This is a genomic window from Pseudomonas izuensis (assembly GCF_009861505.1).
GTDB lineage: Bacteria > Pseudomonadota > Gammaproteobacteria > Pseudomonadales > Pseudomonadaceae > Aquipseudomonas > Aquipseudomonas izuensis.
In genome coordinates this window covers 232870-251471 of record NZ_WTFT01000008.1, presented here as the reverse complement: position 1 = coordinate 251471, position 18602 = coordinate 232870, and the positions used below count along the sequence as shown (strand labels likewise).

Below are 18602 nucleotides of genomic sequence, written 5' to 3'. Positions count from 1 at the left end.
TCAGGCATAAAAAAACCGGACATCAGTCCGGTTCTTTGAGTAAGTAGCTTTTTATGCCGCTGTAAATTCTGCAGGAAAGGGAATCGCAGCCTGGGCTGTCTGCAGTGAGGTCAGGGTCTCGCGGACCACTTCCTTGGCGAGGCAGGCACATTTACCACATTGACTGGCAACGCCGGTGGCCTGGCGGACTTCCTTGTAGCTGCAGCATCCTTCATAGATCGCATCGCGGATTTGGCCGTCGGTGACGCCAGTGCAGAGGCAAACATACATAAGTGAAGACCGTCGCTTGTTTATGTCTCGAATGCGATGGATCTTAATGTTAACGAGAATGATTGTCAAAGTGCTTTGAGGCGGCTTTTTCCGAAGGCTGACGAACGGTGCTCTTCAATGAAGGCAAGAAACGAAATCCGCTCCGGGATTTTTACCTCTGCGGGAAAAACCGTTAAGGACAGGCCAAAAACGCAGTGTATGATGGCCGGTCTTTGCGAAACGGGTTCGTGTCACAGGGCTGTCGCCTGAGGGTGGCAGGCTGGCGCAAACCCGGTTTTTCACGTTTCTACACCAGGAGATATCCAATGAGCGTACTCGTAGGCAAACAAGCCCCTGACTTCACCGTACCGGCCGTACTCGGCAATGGCGAGATCGTTGACAGCTTCACCCTGTCCTCGGCTATCAAAGGCAAATACGGCCTGGTGTTCTTCTACCCACTGGACTTCACCTTTGTTTGCCCGTCGGAGCTGATCGCTCTGGACAACCGCATGTCGGAATTCAAGGCTCGTAACGTTGAAGTGGTCGCTGTTTCGATCGACTCGCACTTCACCCACAACGCCTGGCGTAACACCCCGGTCAACAATGGCGGTATCGGCGAAGTCCGTTACACCATGGCTGCCGACATCAAGCAGGAAATCATGAAGGCCTACGACGTTCAGTCCGCTGACGGCGTTGCTTTCCGTGGCGCATTCCTGATCGACGACAAAGGCGTTGTTCGCTCGCAGATCATCAACGACCTGCCACTGGGTCGTAACATGGAAGAGCTGCTGCGTCTGGTCGATGCTCTGCAATTCCACGAAGAGCACGGCGAAGTCTGCCCTGCCAACTGGAAAAAAGGCGACAAGGGCATGAACGCTTCGCCAGAAGGCGTTGCAGCTTACCTGACCGAGCACGCTGCCGCGCTGTAAGGCACGCTCCAGGTACAAAAAAACCGGCCCTCGAGGCCGGTTTTTTTATGCGCGGTATATGACCCTTGTAGGAGCTGGCTTGCCAGCGAAGGCGTTTATCGCCACACCCCCGCAATTGCTGTGTATGGGAGGGACCCTTCGCTGGCAAGCCAGCTCCTACAATTGCAGTTAGTCGTCGAAGTCTTCCCAGCCGCCCATTTGTTTCCAGCGATTGACGATGCCGCAGAACAGCTCGGCGGTCTTCTCGGTATCGTAACGAGCCGAGTGGGCCTCGCGACCATCGAAATCGATATCGGCGGCCTGACAGGCCTTGGCCAGCACCGTTTGGCCATAGGCCAGGCCGGCGAGGGTGGCCGTGTCGAAGCTGGAGAACGGGTGGAACGGATTGCGCTTCATGTCCAGGCGCGCAACCGCGGCGTTCAGGAAGCCCAGGTCGAAACTGCTGTTGTGACCGACCAGAATTGCCCGTTTGCAACCGTTGGCCTTGAGCGCCTTGCGTACGCCACGGAAGATATCGTTCAGGGCCGACTCTTCACTCACGGCCATGCGCAGCGGGTGATCGAGCTTGATCCCGGTGAACTCCAGGGCTGCCGCTTCGACGTTGGCGCCTTCGAAAGGCTCGACCCGGAAGAAGTAGGTGTGATCAGGGTAAACAAATCCCTTTTCATCCATGGCGATAGTGGTCGCGGCGATTTCCAGCAGGGCATCGGTGGCCGAGTTGAAGCCACCGGTTTCTACGTCGACAACAACGGGCAGGTAACCACGGAATCGGGCGGCCATTGGATGACGGGAACCGCCTCCGCTGCCTTGACCTTCCTGTTCGTCGTCGAAATGGTCTTCACTCACGCGTGTTCCTCCAGCAGGCGCCAGCGCAGTTTTTCACCGGCGCGCAGCGGGATAACGGTCAGCTCGCCAAACGGCAGGCTGCTTGGGGCGGTCCACTCTTCGCGGACCAGGGTGATGCGATCGGTGTTGGCCGGCAGGCCATAGAACCGAGGCCCGTTAAGGCTGGCGAAGGCTTCGAGCTTGTCCAGCGCATTGCGCTGTTCAAAGGCTTCGGCATACATCTCGATCGCAGCAAAAGCGGTGTAGCAGCCGGCGCAACCGCAAGCGGCTTCCTTGGCGTGCTGGGCGTGGGGCGCCGAGTCCGTGCCGAGGAAGAACTTTTCACTGCCGCTTGTAGCGGCATCGAGCAGGGCCTCCTGGTGCGTGTTGCGCTTGAGAATCGGCAGGCAATAGAAGTGCGGCCGAATCCCGCCCACCAGCATGTGGTTGCGGTTGTACAGCAGGTGATGCGCGGTGATGGTTGCGCCAACGTTGGCCGAGGCCGAATTGACGAACTGCACGGCGTCAGCGGTGGTGATGTGTTCGAACACCACTTTGAGGGTCGGGAAGCGCTCGACCACGCGACGCATGTGCTCATCGATGAAGATTTTTTCGCGGTCGAACACGTCGACATCGCCGCGGGTGACTTCACCGTGGATCAACAAGGGCATTCCGACTTCGGCCATGGCTTCCAGGGCAGGGAAGATCTTGTCGATGCTGGTGACGCCAGAGTCCGAGTTGGTGGTCGCGCCGGCCGGGTACAGCTTGGCGGCGTGAATGAAACCGCTGGCCTTGGCCTCGCGAATTTCTTCAGGCTGGGTGCGGTCGGTCAGGTACAGGACCATCAGCGGTTCGAACTGGCTGCCGGCCGGGCGGGCAGCGAGGATCCGCTGGCGATAGCCGTCGGCCTCAGCCGCATTGCGGACCGGAGGTACCAGGTTGGGCATGATGATGGCGCGACCAAAGGTGCGCGCAACATCCGCGACGGTATTGGTCAACACAGCACCATCGCGAAGATGTATATGCCAGTCGTCGGGACGCAGCAGGGTCAGGCGGTCGGACATGAGGGGATTCCAGGCGGGTCAAACTGAGGGGAATGCTACCGGAAAAGACTCTTGCAGGCACTCGCTATCAAGTTTTGCGGCAAGCTTCCGATATCCAACAGGTATGCCGTAAACATCTGTGTGTCGGTCTTTTTGTTGTAGAAGCCAGTGGAGCCTCCCGTGCGCCAGCGTTATTTAGCCTTGCTCAGTGTGTTTGCCAGCCTTCCTGCAATGGCGCTCACTTTCCAGACCCGTCTGGAGAGCATTGAGTGGACGGTCGAAGGCGACAAGTTCGAGTGCCGCCTGACCCAGCCGATCACCGACTTCGGCTCAGGGCAGTTCGTGCGTCGTGCAGGCGAACAGGCGACGTTTCGTCTGAATGCCTTCAACGCCATGATGGGCGGAGGTTCGGCCACCTTGCTGGCCGCCGCCGCGCCCTGGCAGCCGGGACGGGGCGATATCAATCTGGGCACGGTGAGAATCGGCAGCGGCAACGTGTTGTTCAACAGCTCACAGGCCCAGGCCGGTCGTTTGATCAGCGGCTTGATGGATGGGCGCAGTCCGGTGGTCCGCCATTCCTCGGGCGATGGACGGGTATCGGAAGTGCGCCTGTTACCGGTCAGGTTCAACAAGGCGTTTGCCGACTATCAGGGATGCGTAGCCAAACTGTTGCCGCAGAATTTCGATCAGGTGAAGCAGTCGGAAGTCGGCTTTCCCGGCGGAGGTATCGAACTGGATGCTGCCGCGAAAGCCAGGCTGCAGGTGATGCTTGAGTACATGAAGGCCGATCCGACGGTCAATCACATCGAGCTCGACGGACATTCCGACAACAGCGGCAATCGCCTGACCAACCGCGACCTGTCACGCCGCAGGGCCCTGGCGGTCATGGAGTTCTTCAAGGCCAACGGCATCCAGGAGTCGCAGATCACGATGCGCTTCCATGGCGAGCGTTACCCGCTGGCACCCAATACCAACAACGCCAACCGTTCGAAGAACCGCCGGGTTGCGGTGCGTCTGGAGCGAGGGGCACCACCGGAGCAAGTGGCCCCCCAGGCCACGAAACCGGGTACCTCGGCAACGACATGACGTGTGGGTCATCGTCGCGCCCTCGACAGAATCTGTCGCTTCGTCGTCATAAGCTGTCGCGCCACTGTAAATTGTCCTGCATGAGCGGTAGACTTCACGGCTTTCCGTAGAACCCCGTGGAGTGATGGCATGGCGGACGTAAACAAGGTTGTTCTGGCGTATTCCGGCGGCCTGGACACTTCGGTGATCCTCAAGTGGCTGCAGGATACTTATAACTGTGAAGTGGTGACCTTCACCGCTGACCTGGGTCAGGGCGAAGAGGTCGAACCGGCACGCGCCAAGGCTCAGGCCATGGGCGTGAAAGAGATCTACATCGACGACTTACGCGAAGAATTCGTGCGCGATTTCGTTTTCCCGATGTTCCGCGCCAACACCGTTTACGAAGGCGAGTACCTGCTGGGTACTTCCATCGCTCGTCCGTTGATCGCCAAACGCCTGATCGAAATCGCCAACGAAACCGGCGCTGACGCCATTTCCCACGGCGCTACCGGCAAGGGCAACGACCAGGTTCGTTTCGAATTGGGCGCCTACGCCTTGAAACCTGGTGTGAAGGTGATCGCTCCGTGGCGTGAATGGGACCTGCTGTCCCGTGAGAAGCTGATGGATTACGCTGAAAAGCACGCGATCCCGATCGAGCGTCACGGCAAGAAAAAATCCCCGTACTCGATGGATGCCAACCTGCTGCACATCTCCTATGAAGGCGGCGTGCTGGAAGACACCTGGACCGAGCACGAAGAAGACATGTGGCGCTGGACCGTCTCCCCGGAGAACGCTCCCGACAAGCCGCAGTACCTGGAACTGACCTACCGCAACGGCGACATCGTGGCACTGGACGGCGTCGAAATGACCCCGGCCACCGTGCTGGCGACCCTGAACCGTATCGGTGGCGAACATGGTATCGGTCGTCTGGACATCGTCGAGAACCGTTACGTGGGCATGAAGTCCCGTGGCTGCTACGAAACACCTGGCGGCACCATCATGCTGCGCGCCCACCGTGCGATCGAATCGATCACCCTGGACCGCGAAGTGGCTCACCTCAAGGACGAGCTGATGCCGAAGTATGCCAGCCTGATCTACACCGGCTACTGGTGGAGTCCTGAGCGTCTGATGCTGCAACAGATGATCGATGCGTCGCAGGCTCACGTGAACGGTGTCGTGCGTCTGAAGCTGTACAAGGGCAATGTGATCGTTACGGGCCGCAAGTCCGACGAGTCGTTGTTCGACGCCAACATCGCGACCTTCGAGGAAGATGGCGGCGCCTATAACCAGGCCGATGCGGCGGGCTTCATCAAGCTCAATGCCTTGCGCATGCGCATTGCCGCGAACAAGGGGCGCAAGCTGTTCTGAGCGCTTTGAACCTGTAAAGGAAGTATGGCCTCGTCATAGACGGGGCCATACATCTGAAAAGGGCATTTCAGGTCCGAGATAGCGATACAACAATTTACATTCGAGCTGTTCGTTTCCTTCCTTCTGTTTCTCACTGATAAAACCATCCTCACGGCTGATCGCCGTGTGTCAGCTGGCAACGCTGGTCCATGACCGTCACCCCTCGTGAACTCAAATTGTAAGCCACCCAGGAATGCGCGCTGCCGCGTTTTTTTGCCTGTTTGAAATATTTGAGCACGCTGTCTTTCAGTAGTTTTTCCGATTCCGTCCCAGTGAGAAACAAAATGACGTGTGCCCGTTTTTCCTGTGGTTTTTGTATCGTCCCCAGCAAAGTGCCGAGTTCCATTTTGTTTTTCATCCAGCGTGTATCGATGATGCACAGATCCCTCAGTAATTCGGGTAAGCGAATCTGATGCTTTACCGGACGGGACAGTCGTAAGCCGATCTCGTCCGGTGGAGCCTGAGCGCTGGAGGGAGAGGGGGGCGGGCGCGAATCATCATCGTCCATGGCTTTCAGGAAGTGCTCGTCCTTTTCAAAATCCGAAGGCGAGTAAAGCGATCGGTAATTGAAGTTGAGTGTGGCGAAGAAAAGGAATAGCAAATAAAAAGGGAAGCTGATCAGGAACCAGACATAGATTTCTCTTTCATCGTTGTCCAGGAATGGCAGAGAAATGGCGGCTGATGTTTCAGACAGTGTTGCGAATATCGCGATTATTGTCATGGGATTGGTGATTCTTTTCTTTAGTTTGATCATGTGTATTACTCATCGTATTTTATCTTTGCTCGTTGGGGTTGAGATGCTGGTGTCGTTTGTTGAAAGTTATGTTACGCCATGCCTGCAATTCGATGTTTGTATGTAGGCTGTGGTTATTGTTTTTTTTCGTTTGCGGCGCTCGCGGAGCCGTTTTTTTGGTTTGGTGTTATTAATGATTGTGCATGTGCAATTTTTTGCTGTAAGAGCAAGTGGATACTCGGTGTGTGATATTTCTGGTGTGAATTTTTTATTGGAAGATGCCGCTTGCGTTTAACGGAGAATTCTCCGGGGTGAGGTGTTTCTTATAAATATTAAATTTTATTTTGCAGTTTAAGTTGGCGAAAAAAATGTTTCACATCGTAATGTGTTCACAAGGGTGCTGTTTTTAATGGGCTGTGTTCGGGGATGTTTTGTAGGACTAATCCGCGATTCTTGTAGGGAATGTCTCTCGGTGCAGGTCGTTGGGGGGGGCGGCATGCCATGGGTGAAACGACTAGGCTATTGTGCGGGCTCTAAAAATTCGAACAGCGAAAATTGGACTTGCCCATGAATAAAGTGCTGATCGTGGATGATCACCCCGTCATTCGTCTTGCGGTACGTATGCTAATGGAACGTCATGGCTACGAAGTTGTAGCTGAAACAGATAATGGCGTGGATGCATTGCAACTTGCTCGCGAATACATGCCGGACATCGTCATTCTGGATATCGGGATCCCGAAGCTTGATGGGCTGGAAGTTATTGCTCGACTTGCCTCGACAGCCTTGCCCATGAAAGTGCTGATATTGACTTCTCAGGCTCCCGGGCACTTTTCCATGCGTTGCATGCAGTCAGGTGCCGCCGGGTATGTCTGCAAGCAACAGGATCTCACTGAATTACTCAGTGCAATAAAGGCAGTTTTGTCCGGTTACAGCTACTTTCCCAATCAAGCCTTGCATACCGTGCGTGCCAGTCTGGGGAACGCCAGTGAAGCCGATATGGTGGATCGACTGTCAGGACGGGAAATGATGGTCTTGCAACAGCTGGCCAGAGGCAAGACCAACAAGGAGATTGCCGATGGGATGTTTCTCAGCAACAAAACCGTGAGTACTTACAAGACGCGCCTGTTGCTGAAACTCAATGCGCGCTCGCTGGTCGATCTGATTGAGCTGGCTCAACGCAATGGGTTGGTGTGATTGTATCCGGGGTGACGATGCGCGATGAACGGGCATTCATCGCGGCTCGCACAAAATAAAAAGCCTCCGTTTCGGGAGGCTTTCAGGTGTCATAAATCAAAATCGTAATCGGCCAATTGCTTTTGCAGTCGGCGCTCCTCCAGAAGATTGTCGATGGTACGGCGTTTGCTCAGGTTGGTTTTTGCTACCTCAACCACAGGTTCGGCATCATCAGCTTCAACGGGGGTGAAGTCGTCTTCTACGTCCAATTGCTCTTTGCCAGTGCTCATTTAGTTACTCCAGGCTAAGAAGGCCTTTGGGGCTCCTTATATCGACAATCTCCCGATGGGTAAAAAAGATTTTTTCAATCGATGAATCAATAAATCCTATAGTGCCTCAATCGTCCGACGTCTTGTGCTTGTATTCGCACAAGTCTTCAATCCGGCAACTGCCGCAGCGAGGCTTGCGGGCCAGGCAAACGTAGCGCCCGTGCAGTATCAACCAGTGATGGGAGTCGAGCAGGAACTCCTTGGGCACGAACTTCATCAGCTTTTTCTCGACCTCAACCACATTCTTGCCGGGCGCAATGCCGGTGCGATTACTGACCCGGAAAATATGGGTGTCCACGGCCATGGTCAATTGACGAAATGCGGTATTGAGCACCACGTTGGCAGTTTTGCGCCCAACGCCGGGCAGTGCCTCCAGTTCCTCTCGAGTTTGCGGTACTTCGCCTGCATGGCGCTCCACCAGCAAGCGACAGGTCTCAATCACATTCTTCGCTTTGCTGTTGTATAGACCGATGGTCTTGATGTATTCCGACAATCCCTCCACCCCCAGGGCATGGATCGCCGCGGGGGTATTGGCTACCGGGAACAGTTTTGCGGTGGCCTTGTTGACGCCGACATCGGTCGATTGCGCCGAAAGAATCACCGCAATCAGTAATTCAAACGGTGAGGAATAGGCCAGTTCGGTCTTGGGCTCCGGATTGTCTTCATGCAGCCTGCGGAAAATTTCCAGACGTTTTGCGGCATTCATGGGCGATGCATTTCCTCGAAAACTGTCATTGTGTAGAGGGGGCGCGCTGTCGGGCCTGCCATGCGGCGACCAGCAATCCCAGCAGAATGAAACCACCTGGGGCCAGTGTGGCCAGGCGCAAGCCTCCGTCGGTGGTCAGCACCCAGCCCTGCCAGTCCGCTTGCGTGGCAGCCAGCAGCCACGGTAGATGACTACCGAGTGTCCCGTTACCAATGAGCTCGCGCAGCAAGCCCAGGCCCACCATCAATGCGCCGAACAGCCCACACAGGCGCAGGCGATCTCGCCAAGGCCTTTGGAAAAATCCAACCTGCTCAAGCACGACACATTGCAAGGCGATCAACGCTGTATAGATTCCCGCCTGTTGATGCCATTGCAGTGACCAGACTTGCAGGCCGAGTTCCGCGCAACTGGTCAGCGTCGCGGCAAGCAGCACGCTGGCTAGTAAGTGCGCCCCCGGGAACAGGCGTGAGCGCAATGCATTCATGCCCAGGCCAAATACACTGATCACCGCGATGAACATCAACCACAGGCCGAGGGCTGTCACCAGTGAGCCGGTGGCGCCGATGAGCGGCGCGAGCATCAATGAGTTTTGTAACAGCGCTGGTTTACTCATGGGAAGGATTTCCGAGCAATTGTTGCCGGTGTTCATCGAAGTAACGCAGGGCATCGTGGGTAGCGTTTATCACGGCTCTTGAGGTGATGGTCGCTCCGGCGACCTGGTCGAATTGTCCCTGATCCTTTTTCAAGGCCCAGCCTTTGTCGTCCGGATCGGTTCGGGACTTGCCGGAAAACATTTGAAGCCAGGCATTGGGCCAATCGGCAATTCGCCCGCCAAGCCCCGGGGTTTCCGCCTGCTTGAGGGTTTTGACGCCAATCAGCCTGCCGTTGAGGTCGATGGCGATCATCAAGTCGATGGCGCCCTCGTAGCCCAGGGTCTGGCTGCGCAGTAGCACGGCATAAGCATTGCCGGCCCTGGTCGCCCGGTAACCTGCCAGCAGTGTGCTGTTGCCCAGTGCCGTGTTTTCAAGCGTGAGCGGTTGTTCCAGCGGCTGATTGTCGTAGCTGTCGGGCGGTAGCAGGTCCAGTAGCTTGCGACTGTCGATCAGGCGCTGCTCAGCCGCGATCCGTGGCGCGCTGCTGTGCTGTGCGAGCCAGGTCAGGCCGATTCCGAGACCAGCCAGTAGTACCAGGATGGCGACGCTGGAGGCGCGGTTCATGATGCAGTCCGCTTCTGTCTGGCCGCGACAAATCGCTCCAGCGCCGGTACACAGAGGTTCATCAACAACACGGCAAACGCCAGACCGTCCGGATAGCCGCCCCATGTACGAATCAGATAGGTCAGCAGCCCGACACCCATGCCGAACAGCAGCTTTGCGCCGGGGCTTTTGGCGCCGGACACCGGCTCCGTCACGATGAAGAACGCTCCCAGCATGCTGGCACCGGTGAGCAGATGAAACAAAGGTGAGCCATGGGAGTCGGAGCCCGTACCGTTCCAGCACAACAGGCTGATGACGAACAGGCTGGCAAGCATGCCCACCGGTGCATGCCAGCTGAATACTCGTCGTTGCAGCAGAAACACGCCGCCCGCGAGAAAGGCCAGGTTCACCCATTCCACGCCGCGACCGCCGAAATGGCCAAACGCCGGATTGGCCGAGAACAGTTCGTCCATGGTCAGGCTTTTATTGATCCGCAGGCTGTCCAGTGCTGTGGCGCGGACCCAGGCATCCGGATTTGAACCGAAACCGAATACTTGCTGCACGCCACCCGACAGATCCATGCCGTGGGATGCCGGCCAGTGGGTCATCTGTTGTGGAAACGTCACCATCACCAGGGCGAAACCGAGCATCGCCGGGTTGAACGGATTGCTGCCGACACCGCCATATAGGTGCTTGCCGAACAACATGGCGGACGCAGCAGCAGTGACCGTCAGCCACCATGGGCAATAGGGCGGAAGGGCCAGGGCCAACAGGGTTGCACTGACCAGGGCGCTGCAGTCGCTCAAGGTTGGCTTGAGGGGGCGCTTGCGCAATTGCAGCACCACCGCTTCCACGCCCAACGCACTGGCGCCTGCCAGCATCAGGTTGATCAAGACACCCCAGCCGTAGAACCAGAACAACGCCAGCATTCCTGGCAACGTCGCCAACAGGACCCATTTCATGGCCTGCTGCAGGCGTTCATCGACCGATTCAAGGGGTGGCATAGGCATTCACCTGGCGTTCGGCTTCGCTCAGTGCGCGCTCCAGGGCTTCGATCTGCTCGGCGGGCGCTGCGGCGGCCTGGGCTTTTTTGAGTTCGGCGCGGCGCATGGCCAACTGGATTTTCGCCCGATTCAGGTCGGCATTTTTCGCCGGCGCAGCAACGGGCGCCGGCACGGGGACGGACGGCGCCGAGTTTTCCAGCTGTGCCAAGGCTTGCTCGGCGGCTTCGAACTGCTGTTGCAGGACAATCAGCTGCGACTGCTGTTCGAAGGTTGGCGGATGGCCAAACGCCTTGAGTGACTTGGTCAGTTGCGCCCGGCTCATCGCCAGATCGATTTTGGCTTTTTTCAACGCGGCATCGGCGTTGGCGGCTTTCTGTGCGCGGACGCGTTCGAGGGCCGCCTGCACCGGGTCGAGCGTCCCTTCACTGGGCTTGGCAGCGCGTTGCGCACGGGCCTGGCGCTCGGCGGTCTTTTGTTGTTCTTCACGCTGCAAGCGGGCGTTGCGTTGCTCGAAACGGCGCCGTGCATGATTGCGTTTGGCGGCACGGGCCCGTTGCTCTTCAAGGCTGAACGCCATACCGCCGACAATTGGCAGTACCGTGGCTATCGGCAAGGGATGCATTTCGATGCAGTCCACAGGGCAAGGCGCCACGCAGAGGTCACAACCGGTGCATTCGTCGATGATCACCGTGTGCATCAGCTTGGCGGCGCCGACGATGGCGTCTACCGGACAGGCCTGGATGCATTTGGTGCAACCGATGCACTCGGCTTCGCGGATGTAGGCGATCTGCGCCGGAGCCGAGCCTCGGCTGACATCCAGTTCCAGCACTGGCACCTTGAGCAGCTCAGCCAGGGCGTTAATGGTTTCATTGCCGCCCGGCGGGCACTTGTTGATCGGCTCGCCGTTGGCGATGCCTTCAGCGTAGGGCTTGCATCCGGGATGACCGCACTTACCGCACTGGGTCTGCGGCAAGAGGGCGTCGATGCGTTGAATCAGACTCATGTTTTGATCAGTCCACTGAATCCCAGAAAGGCCACTGCAATCAGACCGGCGCCGATCAGGTCGATCGGCAAGCCGCGAAAGGGCAGGGGAACATCGTTATCACGTGTGCGCTGGCGCAGGTCATTGAACAGACTCAGCACCAGCCAAAAACCCAGCCCGGCCCCCAGGCTCAGGGCTGCGGCAGCAAAGAATCCGTTGTCATCCTCAATATTGAGAAGCGCCACGCCGAGCACGCCCGCGTTGCCCAACAACAGTGGCCAGAGTCCTTCAAAGCACAGCGTCGAAAACACCCGTGACAAACCGTTCAGCAGCGGGGCGATCAGCAGCACGCTCAGGGGAAGGAGCACGAACAGGCGCAGCGACGTCAATTCCAGCGGGATGAGCAGCCAATGATAGAGCGTGTAGCCAAGCAGGCCGACGATCAGCATCAGGCAGGTCGTTGCAATGCCCAGGGCATGCACTTGCCGGCGTTCACTGCCCAACAGCGGATCGACACCCAGCGGCCAATGCAACACGAGGTTGTTGATCAGGGCGGTGCTGATGAGCGTAAGCAGTGTTTCGGTCATGATCGAGCCGACTTTTGTAGGAGCGAGCTTGCTCGCGATGAACCCAAGAGCGCTGCGTTCAAAAAAGCTTAGGCATTATCCGGCAAGGGCGGAGGGTGGGCCAGACATGAAAATCCCACAGTCGCGTCAGGCACGACTGTGGGATCGGTTTACCGCCGTGCCTTACTTGATCCGCTGACCAGGCTTGGCGCCGCTGTCCGGGCTCAACAGGTAGATCTCTTCACCGCCAGGACCGGCCGCCATCACCATGCCCTCGGAGATACCGAATTTCATTTTGCGAGGCTTGAGGTTGGCGATCATCATGGTCAGCCGACCATTGAGCTTGGACGGGTCCGGATAAGCGCTCTTGATCCCGGAGAAGACGTTGCGTTGCTCGTCACCAATGTCCAGGGTCAGGCGCAGCAGCTTGTCGGCGCCTTCCACGTGTTCGGCCTTGACGATCAGTGCGACGCGCAAATCGACTGCTGCGAAGGTGTCGAACTCGATTTCCGGGGACAACGGATCCTTGGCCAGTTCGCCATTACCGACAGGTGAAGCTTCGCCGGTGTCGGTCTGGCTCGCGGTCAGGTCTTCTTTCGAAGCGTCGGTCATGGCCTGCACCTTGACCGGGTCGATCCGGGTCATCAGCGGCTTGAACTCGTTCAGCTGATGGTTGGCGAGCCAGAGGGTGTTGTCGTTCCAGGTCAATGGCGCGACGTTGAGGAACGCCTCGGCATCGGCGGCCAGCAACGGCAGCACCGGCTTGAGGAAGATCACCAACTGGCGGAACAGATTGACGCCGGTGGCGCAAATGGCCTGGACTTCATCCTGCTTGCCTTCCTGTTTGTTCAACGACCACGGTGCCTTGTCGGCGATCCAGGCGTTGGCGCGGTCGGCCAGGGCCATGATCTCGCGCATGGCGCGAGCGAAGTCGCGGGCTTCATAGGCGTCGGCGATGCCAGGCGCGGCGGCCAGGAAGGCTTCGGTCAGCTCCGGCGCGGCGTTGGTGTCGACCATCACACCGGCATTGCCCTTATGGATGAAACCGGCGCAACGGCTGGCGATATTGACGACTTTGCCCACCAGGTCGGAATTGACCTTCTGCACGAAGTCTTCGAGGTTCAGGTCGAGGTCGTCGACGCCACGGCTCAGTTTGGCCGCGTAGTAGTAGCGCAGGTATTCCGGCGACAGGTGATCCAGGTAGGTCCGGGCCTTGATGAAGGTGCCGCGGGACTTGGACATTTTCTGGCCGTTGACGGTCAGGTAGCCGTGCACGTTGATGCCGGTCGGCTTGCGGTAACCCGCGCCTTCGAGCATCGCTGGCCAGAACAGGGCGTGGAAGTTGACGATGTCCTTGCCGATGAAGTGGTACAGCTCGGCGGTGGAGTCCTTGCCCCAGAACGCGTCGAAGTCCAGCTCCGGCGTACGATTGCACAGGTTCTTGAAGCTCGCCATGTAGCCGATCGGCGCATCCAGCCACACGTAGAAATACTTGCCCGGCTCATCGGGAATTTCGAAGCCAAAATACGGCGCATCGCGGGAGATGTCCCACTGTTGCAGGCCGGCATCGAGCCATTCGGCGATCTTGTTGGCGACGGCGTCCTGCAGGGTGCCGCTGCGGGTCCAGGTTTGCAGCATTTCCTGGAAGTCCGGCAACTTGAAGAAGAAATGCTGGGAGTCCTTGAGCACCGGGGTGGCGCCGGAGATCGCCGATTTCGGATCCTTCAGGTCGGTCGGTGCGTAGGTCGCACCGCATTTTTCGCAGTTGTCGCCGTACTGGTCTTCAGTGCCACATTTCGGGCAAGTGCCCTTGATGAAGCGGTCGGCCAGGAACATTTTCTTTTCCGGGTCGAAATACTGGGTAATCGAGCGCGTGGCGATGTGCCCGGCGTCGCGCAGCTTCAGGTAGATCTGGCTCGACAGCTCACGGTTTTCTTCGGCGTGAGTGGAGTGGAAATTATCGAAGTCCACCAGGAACTCGGCAAAGTCGGCGCTGTGTTCAGCCTGGACGTTGGCGATCAGTTGTTCCGGGGTGATGCCTTCCTTTTCCGCGCGCAGCATGATCGCCGAGCCGTGGGCGTCGTCGGCGCAGACATAAATGCATTGGTTGCCGCGGTGCTTCTGGAAGCGCACCCACATATCGGTCTGGATGTATTCCAGCATATGGCCGAGGTGAATCGAACCATTGGCATAGGGCAGGGCGCTGGTGACGAGGATCTTGCGTGGCTCGGACATGGGGCTCGGCTACTTGATGAAACGGAGGTCGGCCACTATAAAGCGCTGGCACATATTTTTCACCCTGTGAGCCTGTTTCATTGGATGAGTAACGGCTGATCGCCATTTTTTGAGCATCCCGCCGAACGCTCATAACAGGTACGATATCCGCCATCTTTCCAAGACCTGTTTTCGGAGTTGCCCATGAGCGCCGTCAATCGCGCAGCGGTGGAAGCCGTCCTTCGCCAATACACCGACCCTTATCTGAACCAGGACCCGGTCAGCGCCGGGTGCGTGCGCAACATCGATATTCAGGGCGAGCGCGTCAGCGTTCAGCTCGAACTGGGTTATGCCGCCGGTCTGTTCAAGAGTGGCTGGGCACAAATGCTCCAAATGGCCATCGAAGGCCTGGACGGCGTGACATCTGCCCGCGTCGACATCACCAGCGTGATTGCCGCGCACAAGGCCCAGGCGCAGATTCCGGGCCTGGCCAACGTCAAGAACGTGGTGGCCGTGGCATCGGGCAAGGGCGGCGTGGGCAAATCCACCACCGCCGCCAACCTGGCGTTGGCCCTGGCCCGCGAAGGCGCCAAGGTCGGCATTCTCGACGCCGATATCTACGGTCCGAGCCAAGGCATCATGTTCGGTATCCCCGAACGCACCCGTCCAGAAGTCAAGGACCAGAAATGGTTCGTTCCGCTCAAGTCCCATGGCGTGGAAGTGATGTCGATGGCGTTCCTGACCGACGACAACACACCGATGGTCTGGCGCGGGCCGATGGTTTCCGGTGCCTTGTTGCAACTGGTCACCCAAACGGCCTGGGGCGACCTGGATTACCTGGTCATCGACATGCCGCCAGGCACCGGTGACATCCAGCTGACCCTGGCGCAGAAAGTCCCGGTGGCCGGCGCGGTCATCGTCACTACGCCTCAGGACCTGGCCTTGCTCGACGCGCGCAAGGGCGTGGAGATGTTCCGCAAGGTCAACATCCCGGTGCTGGGCGTGGTGGAAAACATGGCCGTGCACATCTGCTCCAATTGCGGACATGCCGAGCATCTGTTCGGTGAGGGCGGCGGGGTGAAACTGGCCAGCCAGTACGGCGTCGAGTTGCTGGCCTCGCTGCCGCTGTCGATGGTGATCCGCGAGCAGGCCGATGGCGGCAAGCCGACGGTGATCGCCGAGCCAGACAGCCAGATTGCGATGGTTTACCAGGAGCTCGCCCGTCATGTCGGCGCGCGGATTGTGTTGCAGGAAGCGGCAACGCCGGCGATGCCGAATATCACCATCAGCGACGATTAAGATTTGAAATGCAGTCCCCTGTAGGAGCGAGCCTGCTCGCGATGGTGTGTCAGTTGGCATCAATGTGCCTGATCCACCATCGCGAGCAAGCTCGCTCCTACAGGGCCTTTGTGGTTTTAGATCCGCAACCCGCCATCCATTTCCAGAATCCGGCCGGTGTAATAGTCGTTCTCGAAAATGTACGCCGCCGAATGGGCGATTTCTTCCGGCTTGCCCATGCGCTTGAGCGGAATCCCGGATGTCATCTTCTCCAGCGCCTCAGGCTTCATGCCCAACGTCATCTCGGTTTCGATGAAACCCGGTGCAATGCCCGCCACGCGGATGCCATAGCGCGCCAGTTCCTTGGCCCAGGTCACGGTCGCGGCGGCGACACCGGCCTTCGCGGCGGAGTAGTTGGTCTGGCCGACGTTGCCGGCGCGGGAAATCGACGAGATATTGATGATCGCGCCGCTGTTCTTCAGCTCGACCATTTTCGCAGCGACTTCACGGGTGCACAGGAACACGCCGGTCAGGTTGACGTCGATGACCGCCTGCCACTGGGCCAGGCTCATTTTGGTCATTTCGCCGTCCTTGACCTTGAGCAACAGCCCGTCACGCAGGATGCCGGCGTTGTTGATCAGGCCATGGATCGCGCCGAAGTCTTCAGCGACCCGGGCGACCATGTGGGTCACTTGCTCTTCATTGGCTACGTTACACAGGTAAGCGCGGGCTTCTGCACCCTTGGCCTGGCAGGCTGCGACGGTGTCATCGAGCTTTTCCTGATTGAGGTCCACCAGCGCCAGCTTCGCGCCCCTGGCGGCGAAATACTCGGCCATGGAGCGGCCTAAACCCTGGCAACCGCCCGTGATAATGATTACTTTGTCAGTGAGTTGCATTCGCATGCCCCCGGTAGCAGGTCTAAGTGGTTTCCTTTTAGAGAGCCTCTCGATCTGCACCTGACATGGCCTGGCTGCACATGAGAACTGCCCCGATGGCGTACTGGAACTTTCCTAGTCCCCCGTCCGTTTTTTTGACGGATTCTATTTAAGGAGTCATAAATTGAGCGTTGAAGCGGCTAAGCATGCACGAGAATTGCTTCTCAAGGAATACCGTGGAGTGCTCTCGACGCACTCCAAATCGATGCCCGGTTTCCCGTTCGGCTCCGTGGTTCCGTACTGCCTGGACGCGCTGGGCCGACCGCTGATCCTGATCAGCCGCATCGCCCAGCACACCCACAATTTGCAGAAAGACCCGAAATGCTCGCTGTTCGTGGGCGAGCGTGGGGCGGAAGATGTCCAGGCCGTTGGTCGACTGACCTATCTGGCCGAAGCGCAGCAGCTTGAAGACGAAGCCACCATCGAAAGCGCTTGCGAACGGTACTACCGCTACTTCCCGGAGTCGCAGGGCTATCACCAGGCCCACGATTTCGACTTCTGGGTGCTCAAGCCTGTACGCCACCGCTACATCGGCGGTTTTGGCGCGATTCATTGGGTCAACGACCTGACCCTGGCCAATCCCTTCGCCGGCAAGGCAGAAGTGAGCATGGTCGAACACATGAATGCCGATCACGCCAAGGCCATTGCGCACTACGTCGACCTGGCGGGACTGCCGAACACCACACCAGCGCAAATGGCCGGGATCGACTCCGAAGGCATGCATTTGCGCATTGGTCAGGGGATCTACTGGCTACCTTTCCAAGCCCCATGTAATACGCCGACACAAGTTCGCGAGGCCTTGGTTTTCCTGGCTCACGCCGAACATTGGCCGAAAAATGCAGTGGCCGGCGCTTGAATTCACGAAACGGCGACGTCATCTAAGGTGAACTGGCAAGGCTTTCTTGCGTTGAGGAACCATTTGATGCGCCCTTTTTTGTTGCTCTTTCTGCTGTTTCCGGTGTTGGAGCTGTTCGTATTCGTCAAGGTGGCAGGGGCTATCGGGTTTTTCCCGGCCCTGCTGCTGATCATTCTCGGCTCGATGTTCGGTGTGTTCGTGCTGCGGATCGCCGGCCTGGCCACCGCGTTGCGTGCCCGCGAAAGCCTGAACCGCGGCGAGTTGCCCGCCCAGACCATGCTCGAAGGCCTGATGCTGGCATTGGCCGGTGGCCTGTTGATCCTTCCGGGTTTCATCAGCGACGTGATCGGCCTGATCATGCTGCTGCCGATCAGCCGCCGTCTGCTGGCCAATAAAATGCGCCAGCGCGCCGAGGAACAAGCGATCCGCCAGCGTGCGTTCGCCGATGATCTTCAGTCCCGTGGCGGCCCCGCGCCGCGTGAACCCCTGGGTCGTGAGCCCAATGTGATCGAAGGCGAGTTCGAACATCGCGATACCAAGTAACACCATGACCACACGGCACCTTCGGGTGCCGTGTTCGTTTGCGGGTCACCGGGATGAAAAATTTTCGATCCCCGCCCTTGTAATAAGCTTATGCGCCCTTATGTAACGGTCACCGCAAGGTTTCTGGCGATCACGCCAGACAGACTTCCGCGTCTCGCTTGTCGAGCCGCACCCGGCACCGCCGGACTTTGTTAAACCCGCCGGGACTACACCGGCCGATGAAAACCACAATTAGGAGAGATCGACAATGAAGCTTCGTCCTCTGCATGACCGCGTCGTCATCCGTCGCAGCGAAGAAGAAAAGAAAACCGCTGGCGGTATCGTCCTGCCAGGTTCGGCTGCTGAAAAAGCCAACAGCGGCGAAATCCTCGCTGTAGGCACCGGCCGCGTACTGGAAAACGGTGAAGTGCGTGCACTGTCCGTCAAAGTGGGCGACAAGGTTGTGTTCGGTCCTTACTCCGGCAGCAACACTGTGAAAGTCGACGGCGAAGACCTGCTGGTAATGAGCGAGAACGAAATCCTCGCTGTTATCGAAGGCTGATTCCCCGCTCATTTTCCCGTTACTACAA

21 protein-coding genes are annotated in these 18602 nt (G+C 58.1%); 8 read left to right on the top strand and 13 right to left on the bottom strand.

Going from position 1 to position 18602, the window contains the following annotated elements; all coding sequences use genetic code 11:
• Positions 1 to 51: 51 nt before the first annotated feature.
• Entirely contained in the window at positions 52 to 270 is a 219-nt protein-coding gene (locus tag GPL81_RS08145; RefSeq protein WP_096509240.1) for a bacterioferritin-associated ferredoxin, read from the bottom strand.
• Between the two features lie 305 nt (positions 271 to 575).
• On the opposite strand from GPL81_RS08145, the gene GPL81_RS08140 reads away from it, so the two are divergent.
• On the top strand, positions 576 to 1178 hold the full coding sequence (locus GPL81_RS08140) for a peroxiredoxin (protein WP_007971324.1): 603 nt from the start codon (positions 576 to 578) through the stop codon (positions 1176 to 1178).
• 168 nt (positions 1179 to 1346) lie between these two features.
• Here the strand turns inward: GPL81_RS08140 and rnt are convergent, their stop codons facing one another.
• Together rnt and pyrC are read right to left on the bottom strand one after the other, a co-directional pair.
• The gene (gene rnt / locus GPL81_RS08135; RefSeq protein WP_160106341.1) at positions 1347 to 2024 is read right to left on the bottom strand and encodes a ribonuclease T; all 678 of its coding nucleotides are present in this window, start codon (positions 2022 to 2024) and stop codon (positions 1347 to 1349) included.
• Positions 2021 to 3067 carry a dihydroorotase gene (gene pyrC / locus GPL81_RS08130; protein ID WP_096509242.1) on the bottom strand — a complete coding sequence of 349 codons (1047 nt, stop codon included), beginning with the start codon at positions 3065 to 3067 and terminating at the stop codon, positions 2021 to 2023. Before pyrC ends, rnt begins: the two co-directional genes overlap by 4 nt.
• Positions 3068 to 3226: 159 nt before the next feature.
• On the opposite strand from pyrC, the gene GPL81_RS08125 reads away from it, so the two are divergent.
• Positions 3227 to 4132 carry a flagellar protein MotY gene (locus GPL81_RS08125; protein WP_160106340.1) on the top strand — a complete coding sequence of 302 codons (906 nt, stop codon included), beginning with the start codon at positions 3227 to 3229 and terminating at the stop codon, positions 4130 to 4132.
• Between the two features lie 129 nt (positions 4133 to 4261).
• Positions 4262 to 5479 (top strand): argininosuccinate synthase, encoded by a 1218-nt coding sequence (locus GPL81_RS08120; RefSeq protein WP_007938916.1) that lies wholly within the window; start codon positions 4262 to 4264, stop codon positions 5477 to 5479.
• Positions 5480 to 5627: 148 nt separating this feature from the next.
• Here GPL81_RS08120 and GPL81_RS08115 read toward each other — a convergent pair whose 3' ends face one another.
• On the bottom strand, positions 5628 to 6272 hold the full coding sequence (locus GPL81_RS08115; RefSeq protein WP_160106339.1) for a hypothetical protein: 645 nt from the start codon (positions 6270 to 6272) through the stop codon (positions 5628 to 5630).
• A 546-nt stretch (positions 6273 to 6818) separates the two neighbouring features.
• Between GPL81_RS08115 and GPL81_RS08110 the strand changes: the two genes are divergently transcribed.
• Positions 6819 to 7445, top strand: a complete 627-nt coding sequence (locus GPL81_RS08110; RefSeq protein WP_096509244.1) for a response regulator transcription factor — start codon at positions 6819 to 6821, stop codon at positions 7443 to 7445.
• Between the two features lie 89 nt (positions 7446 to 7534).
• On the opposite strand, the gene GPL81_RS08105 is transcribed toward GPL81_RS08110, so the two are convergent.
• From GPL81_RS08105 to metG, 8 genes are all read right to left on the bottom strand, one after another.
• The gene (locus GPL81_RS08105; RefSeq protein WP_007898493.1) at positions 7535 to 7714 is read right to left on the bottom strand and encodes a PA3496 family putative envelope integrity protein; all 180 of its coding nucleotides are present in this window, start codon (positions 7712 to 7714) and stop codon (positions 7535 to 7537) included.
• Between the two features lie 106 nt (positions 7715 to 7820).
• The gene (gene nth, locus GPL81_RS08100; protein ID WP_096509245.1) at positions 7821 to 8459 is read right to left on the bottom strand and encodes an endonuclease III; all 639 of its coding nucleotides are present in this window, start codon (positions 8457 to 8459) and stop codon (positions 7821 to 7823) included.
• 25 nt (positions 8460 to 8484) lie between these two features.
• Positions 8485 to 9072 (bottom strand): Rnf-Nqr domain containing protein, encoded by a 588-nt coding sequence (locus GPL81_RS08095; protein WP_160106338.1) that lies wholly within the window; start codon positions 9070 to 9072, stop codon positions 8485 to 8487.
• Positions 9065 to 9676, bottom strand: a complete 612-nt coding sequence (locus tag GPL81_RS08090) for an RnfABCDGE type electron transport complex subunit G (protein WP_160106337.1) — start codon at positions 9674 to 9676, stop codon at positions 9065 to 9067. The genes GPL81_RS08095 and GPL81_RS08090 overlap by 8 nt, the downstream gene beginning before the upstream one ends.
• On the bottom strand, positions 9673 to 10659 hold the full coding sequence (locus tag GPL81_RS08085) for an RnfABCDGE type electron transport complex subunit D (RefSeq protein ID WP_160106336.1): 987 nt from the start codon (positions 10657 to 10659) through the stop codon (positions 9673 to 9675). Before GPL81_RS08085 ends, GPL81_RS08090 begins: the two co-directional genes overlap by 4 nt.
• Entirely contained in the window at positions 10646 to 11662 is a 1017-nt protein-coding gene (gene rsxB / locus GPL81_RS08080; protein ID WP_160106335.1) for an electron transport complex subunit RsxB, read from the bottom strand. Before rsxB ends, GPL81_RS08085 begins: the two co-directional genes overlap by 14 nt.
• Positions 11659 to 12228: an Rnf-Nqr domain containing protein gene (locus GPL81_RS08075; RefSeq protein ID WP_160106334.1), complete on the bottom strand. Its 570-nt coding sequence runs from the start codon at positions 12226 to 12228 to the stop codon at positions 11659 to 11661. Before GPL81_RS08075 ends, rsxB begins: the two co-directional genes overlap by 4 nt.
• A 162-nt stretch (positions 12229 to 12390) precedes the next feature.
• A complete protein-coding gene (gene metG / locus GPL81_RS08070; protein ID WP_160106333.1) occupies positions 12391 to 14442 on the bottom strand; it encodes a methionine--tRNA ligase in 2052 nt (683 codons plus the stop codon).
• Positions 14443 to 14625: 183 nt separating this feature from the next.
• On the opposite strand from metG, the gene apbC reads away from it, so the two are divergent.
• Positions 14626 to 15720: an iron-sulfur cluster carrier protein ApbC gene (apbC, locus tag GPL81_RS08065; RefSeq protein WP_160106332.1), complete on the top strand. Its 1095-nt coding sequence runs from the start codon at positions 14626 to 14628 to the stop codon at positions 15718 to 15720.
• 116 nt (positions 15721 to 15836) lie between these two features.
• On the opposite strand, the gene GPL81_RS08060 is transcribed toward apbC, so the two are convergent.
• Positions 15837 to 16595 (bottom strand): SDR family oxidoreductase, encoded by a 759-nt coding sequence (locus tag GPL81_RS08060; RefSeq protein WP_160106331.1) that lies wholly within the window; start codon positions 16593 to 16595, stop codon positions 15837 to 15839.
• Between the two features lie 163 nt (positions 16596 to 16758).
• Here GPL81_RS08060 and GPL81_RS08055 point away from each other — a divergent pair, with 163 nt between their 5' ends.
• From GPL81_RS08055 to GPL81_RS08045, 3 genes are all read left to right on the top strand, one after another.
• Positions 16759 to 17490 carry a HugZ family pyridoxamine 5'-phosphate oxidase gene (locus tag GPL81_RS08055; RefSeq protein ID WP_160106330.1) on the top strand — a complete coding sequence of 244 codons (732 nt, stop codon included), beginning with the start codon at positions 16759 to 16761 and terminating at the stop codon, positions 17488 to 17490.
• Positions 17491 to 17556: 66 nt separating this feature from the next.
• Positions 17557 to 18033 carry an FxsA family protein gene (locus GPL81_RS08050; RefSeq protein ID WP_121104554.1) on the top strand — a complete coding sequence of 159 codons (477 nt, stop codon included), beginning with the start codon at positions 17557 to 17559 and terminating at the stop codon, positions 18031 to 18033.
• A gap of 247 nt (positions 18034 to 18280) precedes the next feature.
• Positions 18281 to 18574, top strand: a complete 294-nt coding sequence (locus tag GPL81_RS08045; RefSeq protein ID WP_007985847.1) for a co-chaperone GroES — start codon at positions 18281 to 18283, stop codon at positions 18572 to 18574.
• Positions 18575 to 18602: the final 28 nt, after the last annotated feature.